Origin of the sequence: Streptomyces sp. CA-146814 (assembly GCF_050942385.1) — a bacterium.
GTDB lineage: Bacteria > Actinomycetota > Actinomycetes > Streptomycetales > Streptomycetaceae > Streptomyces.
This window is the reverse complement of the sequence record NZ_CP192068.1, coordinates 2,973,833-2,999,524: the sequence shown is the minus strand read 5'-3', so window position 1 is coordinate 2,999,524 and position 25,692 is coordinate 2,973,833. Positions and strand designations below refer to the sequence as shown.

Genomic DNA, 25,692 nt, shown 5'->3' with positions numbered 1-25,692 from the left:
GGTCAGACGCACTCGTGAACGCCCCACAACGGGCCGTTCACGAGTTAGCTCGGGATCGGTTCACCAAATCCCGTTCAGTTACTTCAACTGGGCGGGATTTCGTGATTCTCAGGCTTGGTACGACGCGGGGGCTGGTGTCGGCGGAGGCGCACCGGTGGCGTTCCCTGCCGGGGTGTCGGAGGGCTGCTTCAGCGGGAGGACGTAGGAGCCCGCCTCCGGTACGGAGCTTCGTACGTCGTGCAAACGGTTCGCCGACGCACGCGTCACCTCGATGTGCGCGTGGTCCACTTCCGTCAGTCCGAAGTGCTTGAGTCAGGGCTCTCGCAGGCGGAACTGTACGCACTCCCAGGCGTCGTCCACATTGGTCCTGCGCAACTCCCGTGCGGCCAGCACCATGCCGACCAACAGCGGTCTGACAAGCGGATCGTCATGTGATCTTCCAATGTCGCGGGCAATGAGGGCGGGTGGGTGGGGTCACGGTCGCGTGAGGCTTGCAGGCAAGGTCGGTTGCACTTACTGCAGGTCTCCGGATGGCTCATCAGGTCCGTTGTGTATCAGACTGGTTGAGACAGAATTAACCGCTTGGCCGCCTGCTGGAAGGCATTGATTCGGCCTCTGCGGGCCCCGGACCGGGCCTGCGCTTCTCCGGTCTGATCGGTGCTGTTGACCGCTGTTGCTCTCGTGCCGACCCCAGGGCGGTCGGCGCACCATGTTCCCGGTAGGAGCCCGCCACTAGGATGTGTGCAACGCGTCGTCACGGGCGCTGGTGTGCCGGGAAGTCCGGTCGGCGACGGGGGCAGCTGTTCCTCCGTCCGTCGCGACCTCGGAGGGCCGCCCGCCGTGTACGAACAACTGCACAACTGCACGAGATGCCCGGACCTGTCGTCCGGGAGGAGGCACCGGTGCGTCGGTTGCCGGTGAAGCTGTTCCCAGATCGCCGGCAGGTTGCCGTGCTCTGGTCGATTCCCACAGTTCTGGCTCTGGGGGCTGGAACGGTTCTCCAGGACGACATCCTCCGCCTTCCGTGTCTGCTTGCTGCAGCGGTAGGTCTCCGCATGGCCTTGATGAGCCTTCGGCCCCCTCGCCGCTGCGGTCCTGAGCGTCCCGTTCCGCCGTCTACGGCCCGGTACCGCGTGAGTGGGGGGTCACGCCGGACACGGCCGACCGAGTGGCCGCCGTGCTCGGTACGCAGACCGAGCCACTCTGCATCGACCTGAGCGACACCACTGTCCTGACCAGCGCCGGTGTACGAGTGGTGGGAACGGCTATCCGCGCCGCTCGGCACCGCGGCGTCCTGACCCTGATCAGCGGAGCCTCCCCCGCGACTCGCGAGATCCTCCGCCGGGCCGGGGTCGACGAGCTCGTCACCTACGCCGACGACCGCACCACCTGAGCCGGAGAGTCGAGTCCCTGAGGCATCGGCGTACCCGAGGCAGTGCAGGCGGAACCCCTGCCAAACAGGACCACGCCGCGACCGACGGTGGCCGGGCCGCCATCGGACTGCCACCCGGGTGCAGGCGGCGTGGTCCACTCCTACGAGGAGGCCCTCCGGGCCCTGGATCTGGTGGTCCGGCCGGAGCTCGACGACCCGGTGCTGCACGCCGCAGACCTTCTCGTTTATCCGGTGCTGACCCGGGACCGACAAGCCATGGCCGACCTCGTCCGAACCACACTCGGCCCGCTGCTCAGCACCTGCACCGGCCGGCAGCCCCATCTGGACACCCCCACCGCCTACTTCGACGCGGGATGCGTCACCACGCACGCCATGTGGAGCCTCTCCCTGAGCGTCCGCGCACTCACTGACCCGCTGGAACGCATCCACCAGCTCGCCGGATCCGACCCGGTCAACCCCCGGCACCGGTAAGCACTACCCGCCCGCCTCACCCACGAGCGCCGGTCCACGCCCTGGGAGTGGACCGGCGCTCGTGATACCGGATGGCGGGCCCGACACGGGCTGGGTGCCATCGGGTCAGCACGGCCCGCTTCTTGGGGCAGGTCCGGATACCTGCGTCACTTCGTCTCCAGATCCCGGCGGCGGAAGCCCGCCAGCCCCAACAGGACCAGTCCGATCGCGACGGCGGTGAGGACGAGCACGGGAGTCCAGCTCATCTGGTCGGCCGGAAGGCGGGGGACGTGGCCGAAGGGCGAGAGGTTGTTCGTCCAGTCGGGGAAGCGGAGGATCGCGCCGAGGTACCCGACGAGGAACGCGTACACGGGCACGACCCAGGCTGCCGACGCGGCGCGGGGGCACCAGCCGAAGAGCAGGACTGTTACCGCCACGGTTACCCACAGTGCGGGCGCGTACGCGGCAGCGGCCCCGAGCAACTCCCCCATGAGGGCGGTGTCCCCGGTGGATGCGGCGCCCGCAAGACCGAAGCCCAACCCGGCCGCGAGCAGCAGCGCCGTGCCGCCGGCCAGTGCGACGGCGACATGGCTGCCCAGCCAGCGCCGACGTGACAGACCGGTGGCCAACAGCGGTTCGGCGCGGCCGGCGCTCTCCTCGGCTCGCGGTCGTAGGGAGGCCATCACCACGTACACAGCGGCAACGACCGCGATGACGACCATCACCATCGACGCGAACGACTCCGCGACGGAGCTGCCGCCGATCTCCGCCAGCGCTTCCTGGACCTGTTCGATGTCCTTCACCATGTCGGCGGCGTCGCCGAGGATGGATCCGTACATGGCGCCCATCAGGAACAGTCCGGCGCCGAAGCCCAGCAGGGTCGCCCGGTGCAGCCGCAGCGCGAAGCCGAAGGGCCGGGTGAGTGCTTCGGACGCGGTGCGGCGGCCGAGCCGGGCAGGGCGCAGGCCGGCGCCGACGTCGCGTCGGGTGCTCAGCGCGAGGCCGGTGGCGGCGGTGACTGCGGCCGTCGCCAGGCAGAGCAGCAGGGGCCACCAGCGGTTGTCGACGAAGACGTAGGTACGTTGGACCCAGCCGATCGGGCTGAGCCAGGACAGGGCGTCGTTGCCGACGTCGCCGGCGACGCGCAGCACGAAGGCGAGACCGATCAGTGCGAGTGCCATGCCGGAGGCGCCGCGCGCGTGGGCGGTCACCTGTGCGGTGACGGCGGCGACGCCGGCGAAGACCAGGCCGATCGCAGTGTGTGTGAGCCCGTACAGCAGTGCTTCGCCGACGCCGATGCCGTCGATGCGCGTCGAGACGAGGGCCAGGGCCACGAGGACGGCGAGGGCGATGTTGGCGACGGCGGCGACCGCCAGCGCGGAGGCCAGTTGGGCATGGTGCCCGACGACGGTGGAGCGCACCAGCTCGGCCCGGCCCGTCTCCTCCTCGTTCCGTGTGTGCCGGGTGACGATCAGGACGCTCATCAGGCCGACCAGTACGGCCATGAAGCCGAGCAGCTGATGGCCGAGCATCGCGCCGACGTCATAGTCGGAGAGATAGTGGCGCGGACCGGTCATGGCGAGCGCGGCGGGACTGTCCATGGTGGCGGCGACCCCGGCCCGCTTCTCGGCGGTGGCGTACAAGGTCGTGTATTCGCTCGCTGTGGCGAGCGTGCCCAGGGCGAGCGCGAGCAGCCACGCCGTGAGGCGAACACGGTCTCGGCGCAGGGCGAACCGGATGAGGGTTGCGGTGCCCGCGAAAGCGCCTGGACCGGGCCCGGTTGCGCTGCGGGCCCCGGGGGCTGCCGCGGTGGTGGTCATCGGGCCGCCCCGTCGCCGCCGCGGACCGGGGTGATCGCATCGGGGACCGTGTCCCCTGAACCGGCGGTCCTTTCGGTGTGCCCCCGACTGCCGTTGGCGGCGAGCTCCTCACCGTAGTGACGCAGCATCAGCTCCTCCAGCGTCGGCGGATGGCTGATCAGACTGCGGATACCGAAGTCGCCGAGCCGGCGGATGGCGGCGTCGAGGTGTGCTCCGTCGACGGCGAAGGTCACCCTATGTCCCTTCACCCGGACCCCGTGGACGCCGGGCAGGGTGTCGAGTCCGGCGGCCGGGTGCTCGGTCTCGGCCTCAACTGTGGTGCGTGTCAGGTGGCGCATCTCGCTCAGCGTGCCCGACTGCACGTTGCGGCCCTGCCGGATGATGCTCACGCGGTCGCAGAGCTTCTCGACCTGGGCCAGGATGTGGCTGGAGAGCAGCACGGTCCTGCCCGCGGTCTTTGCCTGAAGGATGACGTCCTGGAAGACAACCTCCATGAGCGGGTCGAGGCCTGCCGTGGGCTCGTCCAGGAGCAGCAGTTCGGCGTCGGAGGCGAGCGCGGCGACGATGGCGACCTTCTGCCGGTTGCCCTTGGAGTAGGCGCGACCCTTCTTGGTCGGGTCCAGGTCGAACCGCTCGACGAGCTCGTCGCGCCGCTGCCGGTCGAGGCCGCCGCGCAGTCCGGAGAGCAGGTCGATGGCTTCCCCACCGGTGAGACCCGGCCACAGCTCGACGTCGCCGGGTACGTAGGCGAGTCGCCGGTGCAGTTCGACGGCGTCCTTCCACGGGTCCTTGCCCAGGAGCTGCGCGGAGCCGGAGTCACCGCGCAGCAGCCCGAGCAGGACACGGATGGTGGTGGACTTGCCTGCGCCGTTGGGGCCGAGGAAGCCGTGGACCTCGCCGACGTCGACGCAGAGGTCCAGGCCGTCGAGGGCGTGCGTCCGGCCGAACGACTTGTGGAGTCCAGCGACAGTGATGGCCTTTTTCATGATGCCGAACATACGCTTACTTCAGAAGTGTGTGAAGTTAAGAAAGTGTATGAATCACTCGGTAGACTGCCGCGGGGCTTCGGGATATTTCGGGGCGCCGAATCACAAGAACTGGAGTCGGGCATGAATGAGCGGCGGCGGGGAGACGGCCGTGCGGACTGCGGCCGAGGGGAGGCCGTCGCCGGTGCCGAGGCCGCCGCCTCACGGTTCATCGAGCGCTTCGCCGCCCAGCTCGTCGAATCCGGCATGGCCCGCATGCCGGCCAGGGTCTTCGCGGCGTTGCTCTCCTCCGAGCGGGGGGATCTGACCTCCGCCGAACTGGGCGACCGGCTCAAGATCAGCCCGGCAGCCGTATCGGGAGCCGTTCGCTATCTCGCTCAGGTCAATATGGTCAGCCGTGAGAGGGAGCCGGGTTCGCGGCGTGAGCGCTACCGCGTACAGGGTGATCAGTGGTACAGCGCTCTGACGGAACGCGACACCATGCTGAGAAGCTGGCAGGCGACGTTGCAGGAGGGCGTGAGCCACTTCGGGCTCGAAACCCCTGAGGGGCGCAGGATCAACGACACGCTGGAGTTCTTCCAGTTCCTCGAGAAGGAGTTGGGGTCGCTGATGGAACGCTGGGAGAAGCACCGGGCGCAGCACCACGGCCGCTGAGCGCGAGACCTCGCCCTGGAGGGGAACCGCTGCGCGTGCCCGGTTCAGCGCTCAACGCCGGCCCAGGGTGGTGCGGTTCCGCGCCTCTTCGCGCAGCAGGCGCAGGCCGACGATGACGGTGGAGCCTTCGTGGCCGAGGACGCCGAGCGGCAGGGGCAGATGCCAGGCCAGGTCCCAGATGACCAGAACGCAGATGAACGCGCATGCGATCACCAGGTTCTGCGCCACCAGGCGTCGGGCGGCCCTCGACAGGTTCACCGCCGCGGGTAGCGTGGCGAGTGCGTCCCGGACGATGACGGCGTCGGCTGTTTCCACGGCGAGGTCGGAACCCGCTCGTCCCATGGCGATGCCGGTGTGGGCGGCGGCGAGTGCCGGGGCATCGTTGACACCGCCGCCGATGACCAGCACTCTGCGGCCGGTACTCGCCTCTTCCCGGACGGCGGTGACCTTGTCCCTGGGCAGCAGCGAGGCTCGGACGTCGCTGGTACCGACCTCTTCGGCCACGGGGCGGCGGCCCGCGGATTGTCACCGGTATCTCGGAGTCGGCGGGCCGGCAGCACGTCCACCGGACCTGCCGCCGGGTCGCAGGCGCGCGCCGCGGCGGCGGTGAGGTCGCCCCGGCATCCGCGTGCAAGGTCCTCGAAGAGTTTCTCGCCGCCGAGTCCTCCGGTCGCACTGATCGTCTCGTGCGCTCCTCTCGCTGACGCCACCGTGATCTCCGACGGTGCGGGGGACTCACCGGGAAGCTGAGGCGCTACGAGAGCCCGGCACGTGGCCGCGACCAAACCCCCGTTCCGGTCGCGGCCACCGGGGCCTGGGTGTCGGACACGGTGGTCAGCAGCCCCCGGAGGAGGCGGGCGCTCCGATATCGATGGTCACCGTCGTGGGGGCGGCGCAGCAGCCGTCGCTGTCGGTCTGGTTCGCCTCCGGTTCGTCGAACAGGCCGGCTCCGCCGCAGACGCCTGTTTCGGGCAGCGCGAGTTCGACCCGCTCGGCAGCTTCCCGGTCGCCGGCGATGGCCGCTGCGACGGAGCGGACCTGTTCGTAGCCGGTCATGGCCAGGAAGGTGGGCGCTCGACCGTAGGACTTCATGCCGACGAGGTAGACGTCGTTCTCCGGGTGGGAGAGCTCCGTGACTCCGTGCGGGTAGACGGTGCCGCAGGAGTGCTGGTTCGGGTCGATGAGTGGGGCGAGCCCGACGGGTGCCTGAAGCCGCTCGTCGAGGCCGAGGCGGAGTTCGGAGACGAAAGACAGGTCCGGGCGCAGGCCCGTGAGTACGATGACCTCGTCCACGGGGTCGAGGCGGCGGCCGTCCTCGGCGACCAGGACCACCTGGTCGCCCGCCCTCTCGATCGACCCGGTGCGGAAGCCGGTGACCGCGTCGGCATATCCCTCGTCGACGGCGGCTTTCGCGGCAAGACCGAGGGCCCCGCGGGCAGGCAACTGGTCGGCGGTGCCGCCGCCGAAGGTCGAGCCCGAGATCCCCCGGCGGAGCACCCACACCGCGTGAGTGCCCTCCTCCTGTCGGGCGAGGCCGGCCAGCGACGCCAGGGCTGTGAAGGCGGAGGCCCCTGAGCCGACGACGGCGGTACGCCTGCCGGCATATCGGGCGCGGACGGCCGGGTCCGAGAGGTCGGGGATCCGGTAGGAGATCCGGTCGGCCGACGCCCTCTCACCGACTGCGGGGAGTCCGTCGCCGCCGATGGGGCCGGGGGTGCACCAGGTGCCGGACGCGTCGATGACCGCGCGGGCGGTGAGGCGTTCCTCGGAGCCGTCGGTGTGGCGCACGTGGACGGTGAAGGGCTGCCGCTCCCGGTCGGCGTCCACGACGCGGTCCCGGCCGAGTCGGGACACGCCGGTCACGGTGGTGCCGTAGCGAACCTTGCCGACCAGTGCGTCGGCGAGCGGCTGGAGGTAGCTCTCGGCCCAGTCCGCCCCGGAGGGGTAGGTCGCGCCGTCGGGGGCGGCCCAACCGGTGGGCGCCAGGAGCTTCGCAGCTGCGGGATCGACCAGTTCGGACCAGGTGGAGAACAGGCGTACGTGACCCCAGGAGCGCACCGCGGCGCCGGCTGCGGTCCCGGTCTCCAGGACTGTGGTGTCGATACCACGGGCGGTGAGGTGGGCGGCGGCTGCGAGGCCTACCGGGCCGGCGCCGATGACGACGACGGGAAGCTGCTGTTCGCTCATGGCGGGTGGTCTCCTCGGAACGGGGTGGCGGAGGGCGGCATGCGATCGGCCGGACCGGCGGTGATCGCTTTTGATTCGATGTTCGTCGATATCACTCCAGGCCTGGAAGCTTGCCTCTTGTATCGACGGGTGTCAACATAGGCATATGTCGAATTCGTGGATGGTGGAGCTGCCGGTGACGCCCGTCGGGCGGGTGGAGCCGTGCTGTCCACCGCTCACCTCGGCCGAGCTCTCGCAGGCGGACGCGGAGAAGATGGCCGCGATGTTCAAGGCCCTGGCCGACCCGGTGCGTCTGCGCCTGTTCTCCAAGGTCGCCTCGCACCCGGACGGGGAGGCGTGCGTGTGCGACATCGCCGACGTCGGCGTCTCCCAGCCGACCGTCTCCCACCACCTCAAGAAGCTGCGCGAGGCCGGTCTGCTGGCCTCCGAGCGGCGCGGTACGTGGGTGTACTACTGGGTGGAGCCGGCGGTGATCGCCGGAATGGCCGCTCTCCTCGGCAGCCCCGACTGATCGGGCAGGACCGCGGGGCGCCGGTCAGTCTCCGCGGCCGGGCGTGCCGATCCGCAGGGTGCTGCTCAAGGCTCTGGTCCCGGTTCTCTGCCACGGCAGCCACCGCGCGGCCCTTGAACGGCGCGGCGTCGACCACCGTGAGATGTTCAGCCGTCTCACTCCGGAGGGCGGCCTGTGGACCGATGGCCGGCAGGAGACTGTCGACGCGGTCGTGCTCGCCACCGGATACGGTCCGGAATTCCCCTACCTCCTCGACGGCGGCGTTCTGCATGGGGCCGACCTGCCACCGCATCGCGGCGGCATCGCCACGAGCGCGCCCGGACTCGGCTTCATGGGCATCGAGTTCCAGCGCAGGTTCTCCTCCGAGACGCTGCGCGGCGTGGGCCGCGACGCCGACTTCGTACTTCGCCGTGTGCGCAGGTGACGCCGACGGCGATCTCAGCGGTACGCCACGGCACACAGGTTGAGGGAGGCCGGACGACCCGAGAGGGAGGTGCCTTGTGCCGGGCGGGGGTCACCGCCGGGCGACGTAGACTCGAAGGCCGATATCGGGTGTGTTACTGCCCCTCGGACCTGGAGGTGGACGGAGTGCGGGAGTTCCAGCGGGGCGCGATGCGGCTGCACATCCTGCACCACGCGGCCGAGGGAGAGATCCACGGTGCGTGGATGACCGAGGAACTGGCCCGTCACGGCTACCGGATCAGTCCTGGCACGCTGTACCCGACGCTGCACCGGCTGGAGGCCGACGGACTGCTGGCCTCCGAGCAGCAGGTGGTCGACGGCCGCACGAGGCGGGTCTACCGGGTGACCGGAGCCGGGAGGGCAGCGCTCGCGGAGGACCGCAGGGCGCTCAGGGAGCTGGCTCGCGAAGTTCTCGGTGACGACACCGTGAACTGAACGCAGCACAAGGCGACGTACGGAGCTGAACGCAGCACAAGGCGACGTACGGAGCGCCTAAGGCTTCCGGCGGCCTGCGACGAAGAGCCGGATCCCGTAGGCGGCGGCGCCCAGGGCAAGTACTCCGGTCCCGGTGAGCACGGAGGAGACCGGCAGGGCGAAGGCCAGGACCAGACAGCCGGTCAGCCCGATCACCGGGACGAGGCGGTGCGGGCGCCCCTCGGCCGGGGTCAGCGTCCACGCGGAGGCGTTGGCGACGGCGTAGTAGGCGAGCACGCCGAAGGAGGAGAACCCGATCGCCCCGCGCACGTCCGTCGTCGCGGCGAGGAGCGCCACCACGGCGCCGACCACCAACTCGGCCCGGTGCGGGACCTTGTGGCGGGGATGTACGGCCGCCAGGACGTGCGGCAGGTGCCGGTCGCGAGCCATCGCCAGGGTCGTACGGGAAACGCCGAGGATCAGCGCGAGCAGTGAGCCGAGCGCCGCTACGGCGGCACCGGTACGGACGACCGGGGCCAGCCAGTCGGCGCCCGCGGCCCGGGCGGCGTCCGACAGCGGAGCGGTGGCGTCGGCAAGCCGCTGCGGGCCCAGCACCATGAGGACGCAGACGGCGACGAGGGCGTAGACGGCCAGGGTGATGCCCAGCGCGATCGGGATGGCGCGGGGGATGGTGCGTACGGGGTCGCGGACCTCCTCGCCGAGAGTGGCGATGCGTGCGTACCCGGCGAACGCGAAGAACAGCAGCCCCGCCGCTTGGAGTACACCGCCGAGGTCGGCGTCCGAACCGATGTCCAGGCGAGTGGCATCCGCCTCGCCGGAGGTGAAGCAAGCGACCACCACAGCGGCGAGCACCGCCAGGACCACCGCGACGATGGCCCGGGTCAGCCAGGCGGACTTCTGCAGTCCGGCGTAGTTGACCGCGGTCAGCGCCACCACGCCGGCGACCGCCACCGCGTGCGCCTGCCCCGGCCACACGTACGAGCCCACGGCGATCGCCATGGCCGCACAGGAGGCGGTCTTGCCGACCACGAACGCCCAGCCCGCCAGGTACCCCCAGAAATCACCGAGCCGTTCGCGGCCGTAGACATACGTGCCACCCGAGGCCGGGTAGCGGGCGGCAAGCCGGGCGGAGGAGGTGGCGTTGCAGTACGCCACCACCCCGGCGGCCGCAAGGCCGATCAGCAGCCCGGAACCAGCGGCCTGCGCGGCCGGCGCCAGAGCGACGAAGATTCCCGCGCCGATCATCGATCCCAGACCGATCACCACAGCGTCGGGCACGCCGAGCCGCCTCCGCAACTCCTCCGGCACGCCGTCAGAGATCGGTCGCCTGCTCATGGCCCACTCCTCGTTGGCTCGGGCACACCCATTACGGAATACGATATCGGAAGACGATATATGGCCAGCGGGATGCTTGATCAAGGGAGCCTGAGCAGTTCCACGATGGCTGCCGCGGCGTCGCGTGCAGGGCGGCCGACGCCGATGAGCGTGGCTGAGGCCGGGCCGGTCCAGTCGCCGTAGCCGAGAAGGTGGAGGCGCGGCTCCCCGAGCGCCCGGGTACCCGCGGTGGGGATGTGCCCGCGCGGCCCCCCCCCGCAGACCGAGCGACGCGAGATGGGACAGCGCGGGGCGGAAACCGGTGCACCAGATGATCGTGTCGGCCTGGCGCGGGTGCCGTCCGCCCACTCGAGGCCGGGCGGCGGTGCCCGACGGTGTGGAGCTGTACGCCCTCGAATTCGGAACGCCCGGGAACCGCGGGGAGGAAGGGGCGCCACCACGTTCCGGTGGCGCTGATGACCGCACGCGCCCGCCAGGTTCCGGCGTCGGCCTCGATACGCAGACGGTCGGCGTCGCGGTGGACCGCCTCCACCCGGACGGGGCGGGCGACAGGGAGTTCGTAGCGCCGTTCGTAGTCGGTCAGGTAGCCGACCACGTGCCGCGCCTCCGGGTACGTCTCTCCCGGCTGCCCCGGCATGACGCGGCCCGGCAGAGCGGAGTAGGCGGCAGGGGAGAACAGGTGGAGCGAGTCCCGCGCGTGCTGCCAGGCGTCGCCGGGTGACGCCTGGGCGTCCAGGACGACGAAGTCCAGATCGCGGCGTTGCGGCTGGTATCCGGCGGCGAGTCCGGCCTGGCCGCCGATGACGGCCACGTCGACATGTCTGATCACCACGGTGCCATCCCCTTCCCTCCCGCAGCGCCCCGCCAGGTGAGGCCGGGCAACCGAATCCTGCTGTAACCGGCTACTTGATCTGCGACGGCGTGAACTTCTTGCGCCAGGCGAGCGAGACGTGCACCAGCGCCACCAGCACCGGAACCTCGATCAGCGGACCGACGACACCGGAGAGGGCCTGGCCGGACGTGACGCCGAAGGTGGCGATGGCGACCGCGATGGCGAGCTCGAAGTTGTTGCCGGCGGCGGTGAAGGCGAGCGTGGCGGTGCGGTCGTAGTTCAGGCCGAGCGCCTTGCCGAGCAGGAACGTGCCGAACCACATCACCGCGAAGTAGACGAGCAACGGCACCGCGATCCGTACGACGTCCAGCGGCTGCGAGGTGATGGCCTTCCCCTGGAGGGCGAAGAGGATGACGATCGTGAAGAGCAGGCCGTAGAGGGCCCAGGGGCCGATCTTCGGAAGGAACGTGGTCTCGTAGGACTCGCGGCCCATCTTCTTCTCGCCCAGGCGGCGGGTGAGGAATCCGGCGAGCAGAGGCACGCCGAGGAAGATGACGACGTTCAGCGCGATCTTCCACAGGGAGATGTCGAGCTGCTCACCTTCGCCGAGGCCGAGCCACCCGGGCAGCAGGTCGAGGTAGAACCAGCCCAGGATGCCGAAGGCGATGACCTGGAAGACGGAGTTCAGGGCGACGAGGACGGCTGCGGCTTCGCGGTCGCCGCAGGCGAGGTCGTTCCAGATGATGACCATGGCGATGCAGCGGGCGAGGCCGACGATGATCAGGCCGGTGCGGTACTCGGGCAGGTCCGGCAGGAAGATCCAGGCCAGCGCGAACATGAGCGCCGGACCGAGGACCCAGTTGACGACCAGTGAGGAGGCCATCAGCTTGCGGTCGCCGGTGACGGCGTCGAGCTTGTCGTAGCGGACCTTGGCGAGAACCGGGTACATCATGATCAGCAGGCCCGCGGCGATCGGGAGCGAGACGCCGCCGATCTCCACCTTGGCCAGCACGTCGTTCAGCCCGGGGGTCAACCGGCCCAGACCCAGTCCCAGGCCCATGGCCAGGAGGATCCAGACGGCGAGGAAGCGGTCGAGTGTTGACAGCTTCGCGACGACCGAGGGCTCCTCGGTGGTCGCGGGAGCTTGGGTGGGGCTCATGGACAGGCCCTCTTGTTCTCGGCTGCTGTACGGGCGGATTCGGCCAGGCCGGCGAACTGGCCGGCGAGCTGGGCGATGACGTCCGGGCGGAGCTTGTAGTAGGTGAAGCGGCCGCAGGGCTCGGTCTCCACGACTCCGGCCTCGCGCAGCACTCTCAGATGGTTGGAGAGATTGGTCTGCCGGGCGCCGGTCTCCTCGACGAGGTGGGTGGTGCACAGGGTCTCGCGGGCGAGCAGGGTCACGATCTGCAGACGCAGGGGGTCACCCAGCACCCGGATCAGTTCAGTGTCGACTGACGTCATCATGGACTGATACTCTCACATCAGTGGCGGCTGACGCCATCAGGTGCTGATGTCATTCGCGCCTGAATTCGCCGTGAGGCAAGGGAGATCAGTCGTGTCCGAAAAGCCCTCCGTTCTGTTCATCTGCGTCCACAACGCCGGCCGTTCCCAGATGGCCGCCGCGTGGCTGTCGCACCTGGCCGGGGACCGTGTCGAGGTCCGCTCCGCCGGCTCCGCCCCCGCCGACCAGGTCAACCCCGCGGCCGTCGAGGCCATGCGCGAGGTCGGCATCGACATCACCGCCCAGACCCCCAAGATCCTCACCATCGACGCGGTCAAGGCATCCGACGTCTGCATCACCATGGGCTGCGGCGACACCTGCCCCGTCTTCCCCGGCAAGCGCTACCTCGACTGGGTACTGGACGACCCGGCGGGCCAGGGCGTCGAGGCCGTACGCCCGATCCGCGACGAGATCAGGAAGCTCGTCGAGGGCCTGATCGAGGAGATCGGCCCGGCGGACCCGGAGCGGACCGCATGAGTGAGATCCGCGAGGTCGTCATCATCGGATCCGGGCCCGCCGGATATACCGCCGCTCTCTACGCCGCCCGCGCCCAGTTGAAGCCTCTGTTGTTCGGCAGCTCGATCTTCGTGGGCGGCTCGCTGACCACGACGACCGAGGTCGAGAACTTCCCCGGCTTCCCGGACGGCGTCGACGGCCCGGTTCTCATGGGGAACATGCGAGCCCAAGCCGAGAAGTTCGGCGCCGAGATGATCGACGACGACATCGTCTCCGTCGACCTCACCGGCGAGATCAAGAAGCTCACCGACTCCGAGGGCAGGGTCCGCCGAGCCAAGGCCGTGATCATCGCGACCGGATCCGGTTACCGCAAGCTCGGCCTCCCGAACGAGGAGAAGCTGTCCGGCCGTGGCGTCTCCTGGTGCGCAACCTGCGACGGCTTCTTCTTCCGCGACCGCGACCGCGACATCGTCGTGGTCGGCGGCGGCGACACCGCCATGGAAGAGGCCACCTTCCTCACCCGTTTCGCCCGCTCCGTCACGGTCGTCCACCGCCGCTCCACCCTGCGCGCCTCCCAGGCCATGCGGAACCGTGTCTTCGCCGACGACAAGACCTCCTTCGCGTTCGACAGCGAGATCGCCGAGATAAAGGACGAGAACGGCATGCTCGGCGGAGTGGCCCTGCGTGACACGCTGACAGGCGAGCTCCGTGAGCTGGCGGCCACGGGCCTGTTCATCGCCATCGGCCACGACCCCCGTACCGAACTCTTCACCGGCCAGCTCGACCTGGACGCCGAGGGCTACATCGTGGTGGAGGCCCCCTCCACCCGTACGAAGCTCCCTGGTGTCTTCGCTGCCGGCCATGTCGTCGACCGCACCTACCGTCAGGCCATCACCGCCGCCGGAACCGGCGCCGCGGCAGGACTCGACGCCGAGCGCTACCTCGCCGACCTTGCCGACAAGGCCCCCGCTCCGGTCGCGAGCTGACGCAGAGGCGTGCTTGACCCCGAAGCTCAGGGCGCCTCGAGATCGAGGATGTCCCGGACCGGTGAAGCCCGTCTTGGTCGACCAGAACCAGGGAGACGCCGAGTACGGCGCGCTCGGCGCTCTTCTCTGCCCAGGCTCAGCCACGCCTCCCACCGGTCGCCGCCGTGTCCCAGACCCAGACCAACGCGACGCTGCTGTCGTGCACGGACGCCACACCCGCTGGAGCTCCGGTCCACTCGACCACAGCGCGCAGGACCTCTTCCGGCCTGGCCGGCGAGGTCTCATGGTGGAGCTGCAGCGTCTGCCACCCCACCATGCCTCGGCCACCAAGCGGTCATGCCGCCCTCGTCGTCCTCCTGCGCACCGCCGAAGACCGGGGCTTCAAGCCAGGGGCGCTCACTGCGGCCGAAGACCAACTCGCCTGAGAACGCCACCGTCGCTCCTCCAGCACTGTTTCCCGGACAACTCGGCCGCGGCGGCGAGGGCGGTGTCCTCGCTCGGCAGGCTCAGCGTGTACTGGGCCCCCAGGCGGGAGGTTCGGCGGTCATCAGCTGCACTGCCAGGTGAACATCGCGCGTTCGAAGCGCCGCTCGGCCAGGTCCTCCGGGCGGATCAGCCAGTACAGGACTCCGGCATCGCCCCACATCATGTCCGCGGCGTCCTCGCTGCCGAACTGGGCCAGCAGGACCCAGTCGCCCGCCTCCTCGGCCAGCCGAGGGCCCTCCCAGGACGCCTCGCCGTCCAAGACCGCCTCCGCTATCTCGATCTCGACCGGGTTCTGCACCGAGTGGGCGTGGCCGCCGATCTGGTGCCCCGCCTCGTCGTCGAGCTCCCACAGCGCGTCGAGGAACTCCTGTGAGCAGACGGGGTGGCCGTACCGGTTCCCCAGCGGGGCGTGAGGGGCGAAGGCGGCCCGTACGGACGGATGCCAGGGCTCGGTTGCCGTCGCCTCCACCCGAGCGGTCAGCGGCACCATCGGATAGGGCTTGAGTCCCGCAGGCGTCTCTCGCTCCGCCGCCTCCTGGGTGGGCGCCACGTAGAGCACGCGGGCCCCCGCCCAGCTCTCCGGGTCCTCTGCCAGGACGAGAGCCTCGCCGTCGTCCAGCTGCCCGTCGAAGTAGAAGAACAGCAGCGTTCCCGACTCGGGCAGACGGACGTCCAGCGCGGCCGTCGGCAGCCGGGCGCAGTCGACCGAGGCGATGAGGGAGAGCGGACCGTGCCCCTCCCACACCGGCCACTGAGAGGCGGTCGGCAGAGCGGGCAGGCCGCCGAGCCGGCCCGCCGGGACGTCGGCGCCGGTCGCCACGGCGAGACGCGCACCAGGGCGCAGCAGACCGAGCCACTTCTCGGCGTCGTCGGGCGGGAGATGGCGCAGAGCGAGGGAGCGGAAAGCGTCTCGGGAACCGTGGGTCATATGCCCGATCATCCACCGCACCACTGACAGAGGCCCTGGCAGCCCTGTGGCAGCAGGCGCGGCTACTCAGCGCATGGGTCCCGCCGGCCGGTGGAGCCGCCCGCCCGTGTTTCCGCCGTGTTTCTCTACAGTTCTCGGCCAGTTCTGTAGATAAGAGCCCCATCTCCGGTCCTTGTCCCGGCAGTTCCCTTTACGCGAGAGTTCGAGGCGCGGCGACAGGGACATGTCATCGCCGCCGGGCAGTGTCCATGGAACACATCGCGCGTCCCCAAGCGTGGTGTGGCCACCCCCCCATTGTCTGGACGCTTCGCCCGTGTAGCGGAAGGAATCGCGTGAAGCACGGAAAGAAGAACGCGCGCAGATACATCGTGGCGGCCTCCATCGGCGCCCTCCTGTCGGCCGGAGTCGCCACAGGGGCTTACGCCGGTGCGGCGGAATCCGCGCCGCTGAAGTATCAGCCGGAGATGGTCCAGGCTCTCGCCACCACCCTGGGCGTGAGCGAGCAGGAGGCCGTCGAGCGGCTGGACCGGGAAGCACGGCAGCAGGGCCGGTTCGCGAAGTTGCGGGCCGAGAAGGTCTCCACCCTCGGGGCCTTCTTCGCCAAGGACGGGACGCTCGTCGTCAACGCCGCCGATGCCGAGGCGGCGAAGGAGGTCAAGGCGGCGGGACTCGCAGCACGGGTCCCGGAGCGTGGCGAGAGCGAGCTGAACCGAATAAAGGCGCAGCTCGACGCCAAGGCCCTCAGGAGCGCCCCGGCCGGTGTCTCGGCGTGGTCCGTGGACCTCGCCTCCGACACCGTGACCGTCGAGGTCAACGGGGAGACCGACGCCGCCACCCGTACGTTCCTCAAGGCCGCGAAGAGTAATGGCGACGCCGTACGGGTCGTCCAGGGCCAGGAGAAGCTGGAGACCCAGGCGGTCGTGCCGCCGGGTAGCCGGATGACGTTCAACGGCTACCTCTGCTCGGTCGGCTACGGTGCCAAGGACCGTAACGGCAAGCAGGTGCTCGTGACCGCCGGGCACTGCATCGAAGACCTGCCGGCCCTGGCCTACAACGGGACCCGGTTCGCCAAGGGCACCCACACCCGGTTCGCGCTCGGCACCCGCAGCGTGGACATGGGCATCGCCTCCGTGGACGCCGGCCACTCCATCGGCCTGGACATCACCACGTACGGCAAGGCGGGCACCGTCGCCGTCCGGGGCAGCCAGCGGGCCCCGCAGGGTTCGGCGCTCTGCAAGTCCGGCCAGACCACCGGCTGGACCTGCGGCAAGGTCGGCTCGTACAACGTCAGCGTCACCTACACCGACGAGAACGGCGGGCCCGACACCGTCGTGACCGGTCTCGCCAGCTCCTCCGTCTGCACCCAGGGCGGCGACAGCGGCGGCGCGTACGTCTCCGGCAACCAGGCCCAGGGGATGACCTCCGGCGGGCCGATCGGACAGCGGTGCAACGGCCAGGTGAACTCGCCCGGTTCGTCGTACTTCCAGCCGCTCGACGACGCCCTCAAGTACTACGGGCTGACGCTCAACACCAAGTAGCCCCGGACCGGGGGTGAAGGTGCCGCATACGCGGGAGACCGTCCACTGACCCTGGGCGGTCTCCCGTTTCCATCATTTCCGCCCTTTCCCTCATGTCCGTCATTCCGGCGTGCCGAAATCCCAGGCGACCCCGTGCACACCGGGTTTGCAGCGGGAGGCGAGCACATGGGTGCTGTGGGAATCGTTCATCGAAATGCGTCGCTGCGCGCGGGGCGGGGAGCCCACCTGGTCCCGGAAGTACCGCCGGCAGCCGGAGGGAAGCGCGTCCGGATGAAAGAAGACCTGCTGAAGATATTCGTGCAGATTCGCCCGCGACCAGCGTTCGTAGTGCGTGGCCGGTTCCCGGGACGGGCTCACGTCGACGGCGTAACTCACCACCGTCGTATCCAGTTTGGCGAGTTCGCGGCCGAAGTGGATTTCCAGCACCAGGGATTTCAGTCCCTTGAGGTACGTCGCCTCGCCGAGCCGTCCGCTGGTGACCCGGATGTCGAGCGGCTCCGCCTGCTCGTCGTCGAAGCTGAGCACGAACAGCGCGCGGTCGGCCCCGGCGCGGCTGGCCCGCAGCACGTTCGTCGTGGAGAGGCTGCTCAGCGTTCCGCGCTCGCCCAGCGTCACCACGTCGTGGATCAGCAGCGAGCCGGTCTCCTGGTTGAAGTGGCGGAACCGCTCGCCGAGCGCCTTCTCCACCACCGAGTCCTTGCCGAGCACCTGGAGCGCCGCGCTCTCGCCCCGGGCCGGCGCGACCCGGCCGCGCGGCCGGCGCGGGCCGAGCAGCGAGCGCAGCGCCCCGCCCGGCAGCTCCAGGATCTCCTCCAGCACCTCCACCGCCCGCAGCGACCGGGCCCGCTCCGGCTGGCTGCGGCCGCGCTGCCAGCTGCTCAACGTGGCCTGGCTGACGCCGATCCCGCGTGCCCGCAGCCGTTCGCTGACCCGCTCCAGCGAGAGGCCCCGGCGGCCCAGCGCCTCCCGCAGCGCCGCCGGGAAGGCGTCGGAGGCCAGGGGAGGGGCCTCACTCGCAGGCGACGACGACACCGCCGACGCCGACACTGCCGACGCCGACGACCGGCCGTGGGTGGACCCGTCGTGAGCCGACCCCTCGCGGGCAGGCCCGCCGTGGGGCGGCGTTCCGGATGCCCCGGCCTTCAGCGCCTTCCGCAGATCACGCGCGTTCGTGGCACCCGAGGCGCTCCGCGCGCCCTCCGCGTCCGGCAGACCGACGCCGGCTTCCATCCTGCTCGACATGTCCCTCCCCCATCCCGGCACTCCCGCCGCAGGGCATCCGCACGTCCCCCGCATACTGGTTGACCACCGGAGAGGGACCGGATAACAAAACCCCCGGGAGTGAGCTGTCCCACACTCCCGGGACGCGCTGACCGGCGTCCTCCGCACGGCCCGAGGAAGTGAGCACGTGGTGAACAGCGTGAACGGCGTGGACCCCACCGCTCTGGTCGTCGCGGCCAGGGACGGGGACCAGGCGGCCGGGGAGCGGCTCGCCACCCTCTATCTGCCGCTGGTCTACAACGTCGTGGGCCGCGCCCTCAACGGCCACCCGGACGTGGACGACGTCGTGCAGGAGACCATGCTCCGGGCGCTCTCCGGCCTCTCCTCGCTGCGCGACCCGACCCGGTTCCGGTCCTGGCTGGTGGCGATCGCCATGAACCAGGTCCGCACCCGCTGGGCCGTGCTCGGCCACCGTCCCGCCGCGCTGGAGGAGACCGACGAGCCCGCCGACCCGGCCGCCGACTTCGTCGACCTGACCATCCTGCGCCTGGAACTCTCCGGCCAGCGCCGCGAGACCGCCGAGGCGACCCGGTGGCTGGACGAGGCGGAGCGCGATGTGCTCTCGCTCTGGTGGCTGGAAACCACCGGTGAACTCACCCGTACCGAGCTGGCGGACGCCCTCGGACTGCCGCCGCAGCATGCCGCCGTACGCGTCCAGCGGGTCAAGAACCAGCTCGACATCGGGCGCGCGGTCGTCCGGGCCCTGGCCGCCGAGCCCCGCTGCCCGGCCCTGGACGACCTGGTGGCCGACTGGGACGGCGCGCCCACGCCGCTGTGGCGCAAGCGGATAGCCCGGCACATACGCGGCTGCGCCTCCTGCTCGGCGACCAGCTCGGGGCTCGTACCGCCGGAGGGTCTGCTCTCCGGGCTCGCTCTGGTGGTGCCGTTGTACGAGGGTGGCCAGCACGCCGCCGCCGCGGTCGCCCCGGCCGTGGCCCCGGCGGCGTTCTCGGCCGGGAAGGCGGCGGGGCTCACCGCCGCGGCCGCCGCCGTGACCACCATCGCCGTACTCCTGTGGCCCTCCACGTCCGCTCCGCCCGCGCCGCGCGCCGAAGGCGGTACGACGCAGCTTCCGGTGCCCGCGCCGCCGCCGGTCACCACGGCCGCCCCGCCGTCGGTGTCCCCGACGCCCACCGCCACCCCGTCACCCGCGCCGAGCACCGCCGCCCCGGACGCCTCGCCGTCCACGGTGGTCCCGCCGTCACCGCGCCCGGCGCCCCGCGCGCAGCCGCGTCCCGAGACGCGCCTGGTCGCCGAGGTGAACACCCTGCGCGCCCACAACGACTGCCCGCAGCTGACCACCGATCCCCGGCTCACCGAGGTCGCCCAGCGCCACTCCGAGGACATGGCGGCGTACGGCTATTTCGGCCACACCGACTCCACGGGCCGGAACATGGGCGACCGGGTGACCGGGTCCGGTTACCTGTGGACCGCCGTGGGCGAGACCATCGCCACGGGGAACGCCGACCCGGCGGCCGTCGTCGACGAGTGGCGCCGCAGCTCCGGCCGCGACGATGACATCCTCAACTGCGACTTCACGCACGTGGGCGTCGGCATCGCCGACTCGCCGCGCGGGCCCTACTGGACGCAGGTGCTGGCCACGCCGAGGTAGGGAGCTACGGCAGCCGGAGTAGGGAGCTACGGCAGCCGGAGCGGCTTGGCCATGCAGATGCTGCTCTCGTACTCCCGGTAGTGGCCGAACTTCCGCTCGCAGACCGTGTAGCCGCACGAGGTGTACAGCGCGACCGCCTCCGGCTGCTGGTCACCGGTCTCCAGGACCATCCGGACGCGGCCGGCGGCCCGGGCGTCCTCCTCCAGCGCGGCGAGCATCCGGCGGGCCAGGCCCCGGCCGCGGCCCTCGGGGATCACGAACATCCGCTTGATCTCGGCGTCGCCGTCCCCGTACCCCTCGTCGTTACGGTCCTGCGTCCGCCAGCCACCGGTCGCCACCGGGCGCTCCAGCTCGTCGTAGGCGAGCAGATACAGACCGTGCGGCGGTACGAACATGGCGGGGTCGAGGTGTGTGACATCGCCCTCGTCGCCGTAGCGCTCGGCGTATTCGAGCTGGACCTGGTCGTTGAGTTTGACGGCGTCGGGGTGGTCGAAGCGGGACGGGCGGATGTTCATGCTGATTATCGTATATCTATGAGTGGGGTGGGGTAGGTACTGTTTCTGGATGCTGACTGTTACATCTGTGAATGTTAATGGGCTCCGTGCCGCCGCGAAAAAGGGCTTCGTGGAGTGGCTGGCGGGCACCGACGCCGATGTGGTCTGCCTCCAGGAGGTCCGCGCCGAGCCCGGCCAGCTGGCTGCTGAGGTACGTGACCCCGAGGGCTGGCACACCGTGCACGCGCCCGCCGCCGCCAAGGGCCGCGCCGGGGTCTCGCTCTACTCCCGGCAGGCGCCGGAGCGGGTTCAGACCGGCTTCGGCGGGTTCGACGTGCCCGGGGCGGAGGAGTTCGACGCGAGCGGCCGGTACGTCGAGATCGACCTGCCCGGCGTGACCGTCGCCAGCCTGTACCTGCCCTCCGGTGAGGTCGGCACGGAGCGGCAGGAGGAGAAGGAGCGCTTCATGACGGCCTTCCTGCCCTACCTCCAGGGGCTGAAGACGCGGGCGGCGGCGGACGGGCGCGAGGTCGTGGTCTGCGGTGACTGGAACATCGCCCACCAGGAGGCCGACCTGAAGAACTGGAAGGCCAACCAGAAGAACTCCGGCTTCCTCCCCGAGGAGCGCGCCTGGCTGACCCGGGTCCTGGAGGAGGCCGCGTACGTCGACGTCGTACGGCAGCTGCACCCGGAGGTGGCGGGGCCGTACAGCTGGTGGTCCTACCGTGGGCGCGCCTTCGACAACGACGCGGGCTGGCGCATCGACTACCAGATCGCGACGCCGGGACTGGCCGCGCGTGCGGTCAAGGCATGGGTCGAGCGGGCCGCCACGCACGGCGAGCGGTGGAGCGACCACGCGCCGGTGACGGTCGTCTACGAGCGGTAGGCCCACGGTACGGGGGTATTACGCCTTCGGGGGCTGTGTGCCGTCCTCGCGGCGCAGCCTCCGGTCCAGCGCCATCGACAGCTCCGCGTCCACCACCGCGCGCGCCAGTGGCCGGAGTTGGGCCGGTTCGGTCTCGGTGGCGTGGGCATGCAGTACGCGTACGAAGATTTCGGCGAGGGCGTCCGCGTGCTCGCGGACGCGGCGGCCCGAGGAGAGCACCGTGGCGAGCGGCACCCCTTCCCGTACGAGCTCGGCGGACACCTCCAGGAGGCGGCGGCTGATGTGGACGATCTCGTCGCCGTCGGTGGCGAGATAGCCGAGGTCCAGGGCGGTGGCCAGGTTCTCCGGCGTGACCTCGCCCTCGAAGTAGTCGGCGAGCTGTTCCGGGGTGAGGCGGACCGGGGTCTCCTCGGTCGGTTCGCCGAGCCCGAGCACCTCGGCGACATCGCGTCCGCTCTCGAAGGTGGCGGCCAGGTCCGCGATGCCGTTGAGGGTGTGGCCGCGCTCCAGCAGGCCCGCGATCGTCCGCAGCCGGGCCAGGTGGTGGTCGTCGTACCAGGCGATCCGGCCCTCGCGGCGCGGTGGCGGGATCAGGCCGCGCTCCCGGTAGAAGCGCAGGGTCCGCACGGTGATGCCGGCCTCCTTGGCCAGCTCCTCCATGCGGTATTCGCGGTGCTCGCGTCCTTCAGCCACAGGGGCACCCTATGTTGTACCGCTGGTAACTTTCCTCGGTCCGACCCCTACCCATCAGTACGACCCTGCTCTACTCTCCGAACCATGCCAGTGATTGCTGGCGTAATCGCGTGACGTACCGCGGGAGGCGGCAGCATGGCCCAGCAGGAGCACGTACGTGTGGCGGTGATCGGTACCGGATTCGGGGGCCTGGGGGCCGCCGTCCGGCTGCGCCGCGAAGGCATCACCGATTTCGTCGTCCTGGAGCGCGCCGACTCGGTGGGCGGCACCTGGCGCGACAACAGCTATCCCGGCTGCGCCTGCGACGTACCGTCCCACCTCTACTCCTTCTCCTTCGCGCCCAACCCCGACTGGCCGCGCACCTTCTCCGGCCAGGAGCACATCCGGGCCTACCTGGAGCGCGTGGCCGACACCTTCGGGCTCCGTCTGCACATCCGGCTGAACCACGAGGTGAAGCTGATGAGCTGGGACAAGGAGAACCTGTACTGGGTGATCGAGTCCGCCAACGGGTCGGTGCTCCGCGCGGATGTCGTCATCTCCGCCACCGGACCGCTCTCCGACCCCAAGATGCCCGACATACCCGGGCTCGACTCCTTCCCCGGCAAGGTCTTCCACTCCGCGCGCTGGGACCACGACTACGACCTGGCCGGCAAGCGGGTCGCGATGGTCGGAACCGGCGCCTCCGCCATCCAGATCGTCCCGGCGATCCAGCCGAAGACCGCGAAGCTCACGCTCTTCCAGCGCACGCCTCCGTGGGTCATGCCGCGCGTGGACCGCACCATCAGCAAGGCCGAGCAGGCACTCCACCGCGCGATACCCGCCACCGGCACCGCACGCCGCGGACTGCTGTGGGGCATACGGGAGTTGCAGGTCAGCGCCTTCACCAAGCACCCCGACCAGCTGGGCCTGGTGGAGAAGATAGCCAAGTCCAACATGGCGCGGGCCATCAAGGATCCGGCGCTCCGGGCCAAGCTGACGCCCGACTACCGCATCGGCTGCAAGCGGATCCTGCTCTCCAGCACCTACTACCCGGCCCTCGCCCAGCCCAATGTGGACGTCGTCGCCTCCGGGCTGAGTGAGATACGCGGCTCCACCGTCGTCGCCGCCGACGGCAGCGAGGCCGAGGTCGACGCGATCATCTTCGGCACCGGCTTCCATGTGACGGACATGCCGATCGCGGAACGGGTCGTCGGCGAGGAGGGCATCACGCTCGCCGAGTCCTGGAAGGACGGGATGAACTCGCTGCGCGGCGCGACCGCCGCCGGGTTCCCGAACTGGATGACGATCATCGGCCCCAACACGGGCCTCGGGAACTCCTCGATGATCCTGATGATCGAGTCCCAGCTGAACTACATGGCCGACTATCTGCGCCAGTTGAACGTGCTCGGCGGCCGCGCGGCGCTCGGCGCCCGCTCCACCGCCGTCACCGCGTGGAACCACAAGGTCCAGGAGCGGATGAAGCGCACGGTGTGGAACACCGGCGGCTGCACCAGCTGGTACCTGGACGAGGCCGGCCGCAACACCACCGTCTGGCCGGGCACGACGGGTGAGTTCCGGCGGCAGACGCGGTCGGTGGACCTCGCGGAGTACGACGTCATCCGGGCGGCGGCGAAGCCGGGCGGCGTCCATGTCCCCGCACAGCCGGGGCGCGACGAGCGCGAGACGGTGGCCGCCGGGGACGCGATGACCGAGGAGGCCGCACGATGAGCGCCTTCGCGTACCCGCAGGCCTGGGGAGGCCGCCCGATGAGCGCCTTCGCGTACCGCACGGTGAGCGCCCTCGCCTACCGCACGCCCGAGGAGGCCGCCCGATGAGCCGTCTCCTGCACCGTGACGACCTCCCGCCCGTCCCCGCGAACGAACTCTTCGTCACGTCCGCCGACGGCTCCCGCATCCACGTCGAGCTGCACGGCCCCGAGGACGCGCCGGCCGTCGTCCTCGCCCACGGCTGGACCTGCAACACCCACTTCTGGGCCGCGCAGATCCGGGACCTCGCCGCCGACCACCGCGTCATCGCCTACGACCAGCGCGGCCACGGCCTCACACCCGAACCCGGCCCCGGCGGCTACAGCGTCAACGCGCTCGCCGACGACCTGGAGGCCGTGCTCGCCGCCACCCTCGCGCCCGGCCGGAAAGCGGTGCTGGCCGGGCACTCCATGGGCGGGATGACGCTGATGGCCGCCGCTCGCCGCCCCGGCCTGCGCGAGCACGCGGCGGCGGTCCTGCTCTGCTCGACCGGCAGCGGGCGGCTCACCGCCGAGGCCACCGTCGTACCGCTGCGGGCGAGCGCGTTCCGGACCCGGCTGACGGCCGCGGTCCTGGGCGCCAAGGCGCCGCTCGGGCCGGTCACTCCGGTGTCGAAACGCATCCTCAAGTACGTGACCATGGGCGTCGGTTCGGCCCCGGAGCGGGTCGACGTCTGCGCCAGGATCGTGCACGCCTGCCCGCGCCGCGCGAGGGTGGGATGGGGCGAGGTGCTCGCCGAGCTGGATGTGACGGCGGACGTCCGCGAGCTGCGGGTGCCGACGGCGGTCATCGCCGGTACCGACGACCGGCTCACCCCGCCGGTCCACGCGCGGGCCATCGCGGCGGCGCTGCCGGTCGGCCTCGGGCTCACCGAGCTGGCCGGCATGGGGCACATGACGCCGGTGGAGGCCCCGGAGGCGGTCACGGCGAAGCTCAGGGAACTGACCACGCGGTACGTCGCGAACCGGACGGCCTCGTCGGCCGCCACGTCCGAGAAGGAGGATGTCGCATGAGCAGCAGGCGGAGTCTGGAGGGCCAGGTCGTCGTCGTGACCGGCGCGGCGCGGGGCGTGGGTGAGCTGCTGGCGCGGAAGCTGTCGGCGCGCGGGGCGACGCTGGCGCTGGTCGGGCTGGAGCCGGACGAGCTGAAGAAGGTCTCCGAGCGGCTGCACGGCGAGAGCGACCACTGGTTCGCCGATGTCACCGACCACACGGCGATGGCCCAGGTGGCGCGCGAGGTCAAGGAGCGGTTCGGCAAGGTCGACGTGGTCGTCGCCAACGCGGGCGTCGCCTCCGGCGGCCCGTTCGCCGACTCGGACCCGGACGCCTGGCGGCGGGTCATCGAGGTGAACCTGATCGGCGGCGCGGTCACCGGGCGGGCGTTCCTGCCGGTGCTGATGGAGAGCCGCGGCTACTTCCTCCAGATAGCGTCGCTGGCCGCGATCACTCCGGCGCCGATGATGACGGCGTACTGCGCCTCCAAGTCGGGCGTCGAGGCGTTCGCGCACAGCCTGCGCGCGGAGGTCGGTTACAAGGGCGTGAAGGTCGGGGTCGGTTACCTCTCCTGGACCGACACGGACATGGTGCGCGGCGCCGACCAGGACGACGTGATGCGGGAGTTGCGGCAGCGGCTGCCGTGGCCGATGAACCGTACGTACCCGCTCGGCCCGGCCGTCGAGCGGATCGTCGACGGCATCGCGCGCCGCTCGCCGCACGTGTACGCGCAGTGGTGGCTGCGCGGGATGCAGTCGGTCCGGGGCTATCTGCCCTCCGTCATCGCGATCGGCGGACAGCGTGAGATGCGGCGCTTCGAACCGCGGCTCCACACGGTGTCCAAGGGGCTGGTGGGGGCCGGGGGAGCGGCGGACCAGGACGCGCGTGCGGAGCGTGCCGACCGTACGTGACAGGGGGCCTGTCACCGTCGGTAGCGGTCCGAAATGCGCGGGATGTCGGTGCGTGTAACGCTGAGCACGGCCCCACCGGGGGCCACCCGCACATACACCCCAGGCATCCCACAGGAGT

General features: G+C 70.5%; 23 protein-coding genes and 3 pseudogenes. 14 read left to right on the top strand and 12 right to left on the bottom strand.

What is annotated here, in order from left to right; all coding sequences use genetic code 11:
* Positions 1–1,168 precede the first annotated feature (1,168 nt).
* Both ACQP09_RS13230 and ACQP09_RS13225 read left to right on the top strand, forming a co-directional pair.
* On the top strand, positions 1,169–1,393 hold the full coding sequence (locus tag ACQP09_RS13230; RefSeq protein ID WP_433398749.1) for an STAS domain-containing protein: 225 nt from the start codon (positions 1,169–1,171) through the stop codon (positions 1,391–1,393).
* A gap of 59 nt (positions 1,394–1,452) precedes the next feature.
* Positions 1,453–1,864: pseudogene (locus ACQP09_RS13225) on the top strand (PucR family transcriptional regulator); the annotation flags it as partial.
* A gap of 146 nt (positions 1,865–2,010) precedes the next feature.
* On the opposite strand, the gene ACQP09_RS13220 reads toward ACQP09_RS13225, so the two are convergent.
* Together ACQP09_RS13220 and ACQP09_RS13215 are read right to left on the bottom strand one after the other, a co-directional pair.
* Positions 2,011–3,663, bottom strand: a complete 1,653-nt coding sequence (locus ACQP09_RS13220; protein ID WP_433398747.1) for an ABC transporter permease — start codon at positions 3,661–3,663, stop codon at positions 2,011–2,013.
* The gene (locus ACQP09_RS13215; protein ID WP_433398744.1) at positions 3,660–4,649 is read right to left on the bottom strand and encodes an ABC transporter ATP-binding protein; all 990 of its coding nucleotides are present in this window, start codon (positions 4,647–4,649) and stop codon (positions 3,660–3,662) included. The genes ACQP09_RS13220 and ACQP09_RS13215 overlap by 4 nt, the downstream gene beginning before the upstream one ends.
* A gap of 123 nt (positions 4,650–4,772) precedes the next feature.
* Here ACQP09_RS13215 and ACQP09_RS13210 point away from each other — a divergent pair, with 123 nt between their 5' ends.
* On the top strand, positions 4,773–5,303 hold the full coding sequence (locus ACQP09_RS13210) for a GbsR/MarR family transcriptional regulator (RefSeq protein ID WP_433398741.1): 531 nt from the start codon (positions 4,773–4,775) through the stop codon (positions 5,301–5,303).
* 51 nt (positions 5,304–5,354) lie between these two features.
* On the opposite strand, the pseudogene ACQP09_RS13205 reads toward ACQP09_RS13210, so the two are convergent.
* Both ACQP09_RS13205 and ACQP09_RS13200 read right to left on the bottom strand, forming a co-directional pair.
* Positions 5,355–5,836: pseudogene (locus ACQP09_RS13205) on the bottom strand (HAD-IC family P-type ATPase); the annotation flags it as partial.
* Positions 5,837–6,137: 301 nt separating this feature from the next.
* Entirely contained in the window at positions 6,138–7,490 is a 1,353-nt protein-coding gene (locus tag ACQP09_RS13200) for an FAD-dependent oxidoreductase (protein ID WP_433398738.1), read from the bottom strand.
* A gap of 145 nt (positions 7,491–7,635) precedes the next feature.
* On the opposite strand from ACQP09_RS13200, the gene ACQP09_RS13195 reads away from it, so the two are divergent.
* From ACQP09_RS13195 to ACQP09_RS13185, 3 genes are all read left to right on the top strand, one after another.
* Complete coding sequence (locus ACQP09_RS13195) at positions 7,636–8,001, top strand: ArsR/SmtB family transcription factor (protein ID WP_151511022.1); 366 nt, start codon at positions 7,636–7,638, stop codon at positions 7,999–8,001.
* 43 nt (positions 8,002–8,044) lie between these two features.
* Complete coding sequence (locus ACQP09_RS13190) at positions 8,045–8,425, top strand: hypothetical protein (protein WP_433398735.1); 381 nt, start codon at positions 8,045–8,047, stop codon at positions 8,423–8,425.
* Between the two features lie 164 nt (positions 8,426–8,589).
* Positions 8,590–8,898, top strand: coding sequence for a PadR family transcriptional regulator (locus tag ACQP09_RS13185; protein ID WP_433398732.1), 309 nt, complete (start codon positions 8,590–8,592; stop codon positions 8,896–8,898).
* A gap of 57 nt (positions 8,899–8,955) precedes the next feature.
* On the opposite strand, the gene ACQP09_RS13180 is transcribed toward ACQP09_RS13185, so the two are convergent.
* From ACQP09_RS13180 to ACQP09_RS13165, 4 genes and pseudogenes are all read right to left on the bottom strand, one after another.
* Positions 8,956–10,233, bottom strand: coding sequence for an APC family permease (locus tag ACQP09_RS13180; protein WP_433398729.1), 1,278 nt, complete (start codon positions 10,231–10,233; stop codon positions 8,956–8,958).
* Between the two features lie 80 nt (positions 10,234–10,313).
* A pseudogene (locus ACQP09_RS13175) lies at positions 10,314–11,062 on the bottom strand (NAD(P)-binding domain-containing protein).
* A 73-nt stretch (positions 11,063–11,135) separates the two neighbouring features.
* Positions 11,136–12,224 carry an ACR3 family arsenite efflux transporter gene (gene arsB / locus ACQP09_RS13170; protein ID WP_433398726.1) on the bottom strand — a complete coding sequence of 363 codons (1,089 nt, stop codon included), beginning with the start codon at positions 12,222–12,224 and terminating at the stop codon, positions 11,136–11,138.
* Complete coding sequence (locus tag ACQP09_RS13165) at positions 12,221–12,529, bottom strand: ArsR/SmtB family transcription factor (RefSeq protein ID WP_433398723.1); 309 nt, start codon at positions 12,527–12,529, stop codon at positions 12,221–12,223. Before ACQP09_RS13165 ends, arsB begins: the two co-directional genes overlap by 4 nt.
* A gap of 91 nt (positions 12,530–12,620) precedes the next feature.
* Between ACQP09_RS13165 and ACQP09_RS13160 the strand changes: the two genes are divergently transcribed.
* Complete coding sequence (locus ACQP09_RS13160) at positions 12,621–13,043, top strand: arsenate reductase ArsC (protein ID WP_433398720.1); 423 nt, start codon at positions 12,621–12,623, stop codon at positions 13,041–13,043.
* Complete coding sequence (trxB, locus tag ACQP09_RS13155; protein ID WP_433398717.1) at positions 13,040–14,008, top strand: thioredoxin-disulfide reductase; 969 nt, start codon at positions 13,040–13,042, stop codon at positions 14,006–14,008. The genes ACQP09_RS13160 and trxB overlap by 4 nt, the downstream gene beginning before the upstream one ends.
* A gap of 547 nt (positions 14,009–14,555) precedes the next feature.
* Here trxB and ACQP09_RS13150 read toward each other — a convergent pair.
* Positions 14,556–15,422 carry a YwqG family protein gene (locus ACQP09_RS13150; protein WP_433398714.1) on the bottom strand — a complete coding sequence of 289 codons (867 nt, stop codon included), beginning with the start codon at positions 15,420–15,422 and terminating at the stop codon, positions 14,556–14,558.
* A gap of 332 nt (positions 15,423–15,754) precedes the next feature.
* On the opposite strand from ACQP09_RS13150, the gene ACQP09_RS13145 reads away from it, so the two are divergent.
* Positions 15,755–16,960, top strand: a complete 1,206-nt coding sequence (locus ACQP09_RS13145; protein ID WP_433398711.1) for a S1 family peptidase — start codon at positions 15,755–15,757, stop codon at positions 16,958–16,960.
* A 99-nt stretch (positions 16,961–17,059) separates the two neighbouring features.
* Here the strand turns inward: ACQP09_RS13145 and ACQP09_RS13140 are convergent, their stop codons facing one another.
* Entirely contained in the window at positions 17,060–18,202 is a 1,143-nt protein-coding gene (locus ACQP09_RS13140; RefSeq protein WP_433398708.1) for a helix-turn-helix domain-containing protein, read from the bottom strand.
* A gap of 166 nt (positions 18,203–18,368) precedes the next feature.
* On the opposite strand from ACQP09_RS13140, the gene ACQP09_RS13135 reads away from it, so the two are divergent.
* Positions 18,369–19,853, top strand: coding sequence for a sigma-70 family RNA polymerase sigma factor (locus ACQP09_RS13135; RefSeq protein WP_433398705.1), 1,485 nt, complete (start codon positions 18,369–18,371; stop codon positions 19,851–19,853).
* 26 nt (positions 19,854–19,879) lie between these two features.
* Here ACQP09_RS13135 and ACQP09_RS13130 read toward each other — a convergent pair whose 3' ends face one another.
* Positions 19,880–20,368: a GNAT family N-acetyltransferase gene (locus tag ACQP09_RS13130; protein ID WP_433398702.1), complete on the bottom strand. Its 489-nt coding sequence runs from the start codon at positions 20,366–20,368 to the stop codon at positions 19,880–19,882.
* Between the two features lie 49 nt (positions 20,369–20,417).
* Between ACQP09_RS13130 and ACQP09_RS13125 the strand changes: the two genes are divergently transcribed.
* Positions 20,418–21,233 (top strand): exodeoxyribonuclease III, encoded by an 816-nt coding sequence (locus ACQP09_RS13125; RefSeq protein ID WP_433398699.1) that lies wholly within the window; start codon positions 20,418–20,420, stop codon positions 21,231–21,233.
* A gap of 18 nt (positions 21,234–21,251) precedes the next feature.
* Here ACQP09_RS13125 and ACQP09_RS13120 read toward each other — a convergent pair whose 3' ends face one another.
* Complete coding sequence (locus ACQP09_RS13120) at positions 21,252–21,893, bottom strand: MerR family transcriptional regulator (protein WP_404069441.1); 642 nt, start codon at positions 21,891–21,893, stop codon at positions 21,252–21,254.
* A 168-nt stretch (positions 21,894–22,061) separates the two neighbouring features.
* Between ACQP09_RS13120 and ACQP09_RS13115 the strand changes: the two genes are divergently transcribed.
* From ACQP09_RS13115 to ACQP09_RS13105, 3 genes are all read left to right on the top strand, one after another.
* Entirely contained in the window at positions 22,062–23,633 is a 1,572-nt protein-coding gene (locus ACQP09_RS13115; RefSeq protein WP_433398696.1) for a flavin-containing monooxygenase, read from the top strand.
* A gap of 103 nt (positions 23,634–23,736) precedes the next feature.
* Positions 23,737–24,684: an alpha/beta fold hydrolase gene (locus tag ACQP09_RS13110; RefSeq protein WP_433398693.1), complete on the top strand. Its 948-nt coding sequence runs from the start codon at positions 23,737–23,739 to the stop codon at positions 24,682–24,684.
* Entirely contained in the window at positions 24,681–25,574 is an 894-nt protein-coding gene (locus ACQP09_RS13105; protein ID WP_433398690.1) for an SDR family oxidoreductase, read from the top strand. Before ACQP09_RS13110 ends, ACQP09_RS13105 begins: the two co-directional genes overlap by 4 nt.
* Positions 25,575–25,692 lie beyond the last annotated feature (118 nt).

Coding starts and splice junctions, on each gene's coding strand:
- ACQP09_RS13220 (WP_433398747.1), bottom strand. CDS start 3,663: ATGACCACCACCGCGGCAGCCCCCGGGGCCCGCAGCGCAACCGGGCCC.
- ACQP09_RS13215 (WP_433398744.1), bottom strand. CDS start 4,649: ATGAAAAAGGCCATCACTGTCGCTGGACTCCACAAGTCGTTCGGCCGG.
- ACQP09_RS13210 (WP_433398741.1), top strand. CDS start 4,773: ATGAATGAGCGGCGGCGGGGAGACGGCCGTGCGGACTGCGGCCGAGGG.
- ACQP09_RS13200 (WP_433398738.1), bottom strand. CDS start 7,490: ATGAGCGAACAGCAGCTTCCCGTCGTCGTCATCGGCGCCGGCCCGGTA.
- ACQP09_RS13195 (WP_151511022.1), top strand. CDS start 7,636: ATGTCGAATTCGTGGATGGTGGAGCTGCCGGTGACGCCCGTCGGGCGG.
- ACQP09_RS13180 (WP_433398729.1), bottom strand. CDS start 10,233: ATGAGCAGGCGACCGATCTCTGACGGCGTGCCGGAGGAGTTGCGGAGG.
- arsB (WP_433398726.1), bottom strand. CDS start 12,224: ATGAGCCCCACCCAAGCTCCCGCGACCACCGAGGAGCCCTCGGTCGTC.
- ACQP09_RS13165 (WP_433398723.1), bottom strand. CDS start 12,529: ATGATGACGTCAGTCGACACTGAACTGATCCGGGTGCTGGGTGACCCC.
- trxB (WP_433398717.1), top strand. CDS start 13,040: ATGAGTGAGATCCGCGAGGTCGTCATCATCGGATCCGGGCCCGCCGGA.
- ACQP09_RS13150 (WP_433398714.1), bottom strand. CDS start 15,422: ATGACCCACGGTTCCCGAGACGCTTTCCGCTCCCTCGCTCTGCGCCAT.
- ACQP09_RS13140 (WP_433398708.1), bottom strand. CDS start 18,202: ATGTCGAGCAGGATGGAAGCCGGCGTCGGTCTGCCGGACGCGGAGGGC.
- ACQP09_RS13130 (WP_433398702.1), bottom strand. CDS start 20,368: ATGAACATCCGCCCGTCCCGCTTCGACCACCCCGACGCCGTCAAACTC.
- ACQP09_RS13125 (WP_433398699.1), top strand. CDS start 20,418: ATGCTGACTGTTACATCTGTGAATGTTAATGGGCTCCGTGCCGCCGCG.
- ACQP09_RS13120 (WP_404069441.1), bottom strand. CDS start 21,893: ATGGAGGAGCTGGCCAAGGAGGCCGGCATCACCGTGCGGACCCTGCGC.
- ACQP09_RS13115 (WP_433398696.1), top strand. CDS start 22,062: ATGGCCCAGCAGGAGCACGTACGTGTGGCGGTGATCGGTACCGGATTC.
- ACQP09_RS13110 (WP_433398693.1), top strand. CDS start 23,737: ATGAGCCGTCTCCTGCACCGTGACGACCTCCCGCCCGTCCCCGCGAAC.
- ACQP09_RS13105 (WP_433398690.1), top strand. CDS start 24,681: ATGAGCAGCAGGCGGAGTCTGGAGGGCCAGGTCGTCGTCGTGACCGGC.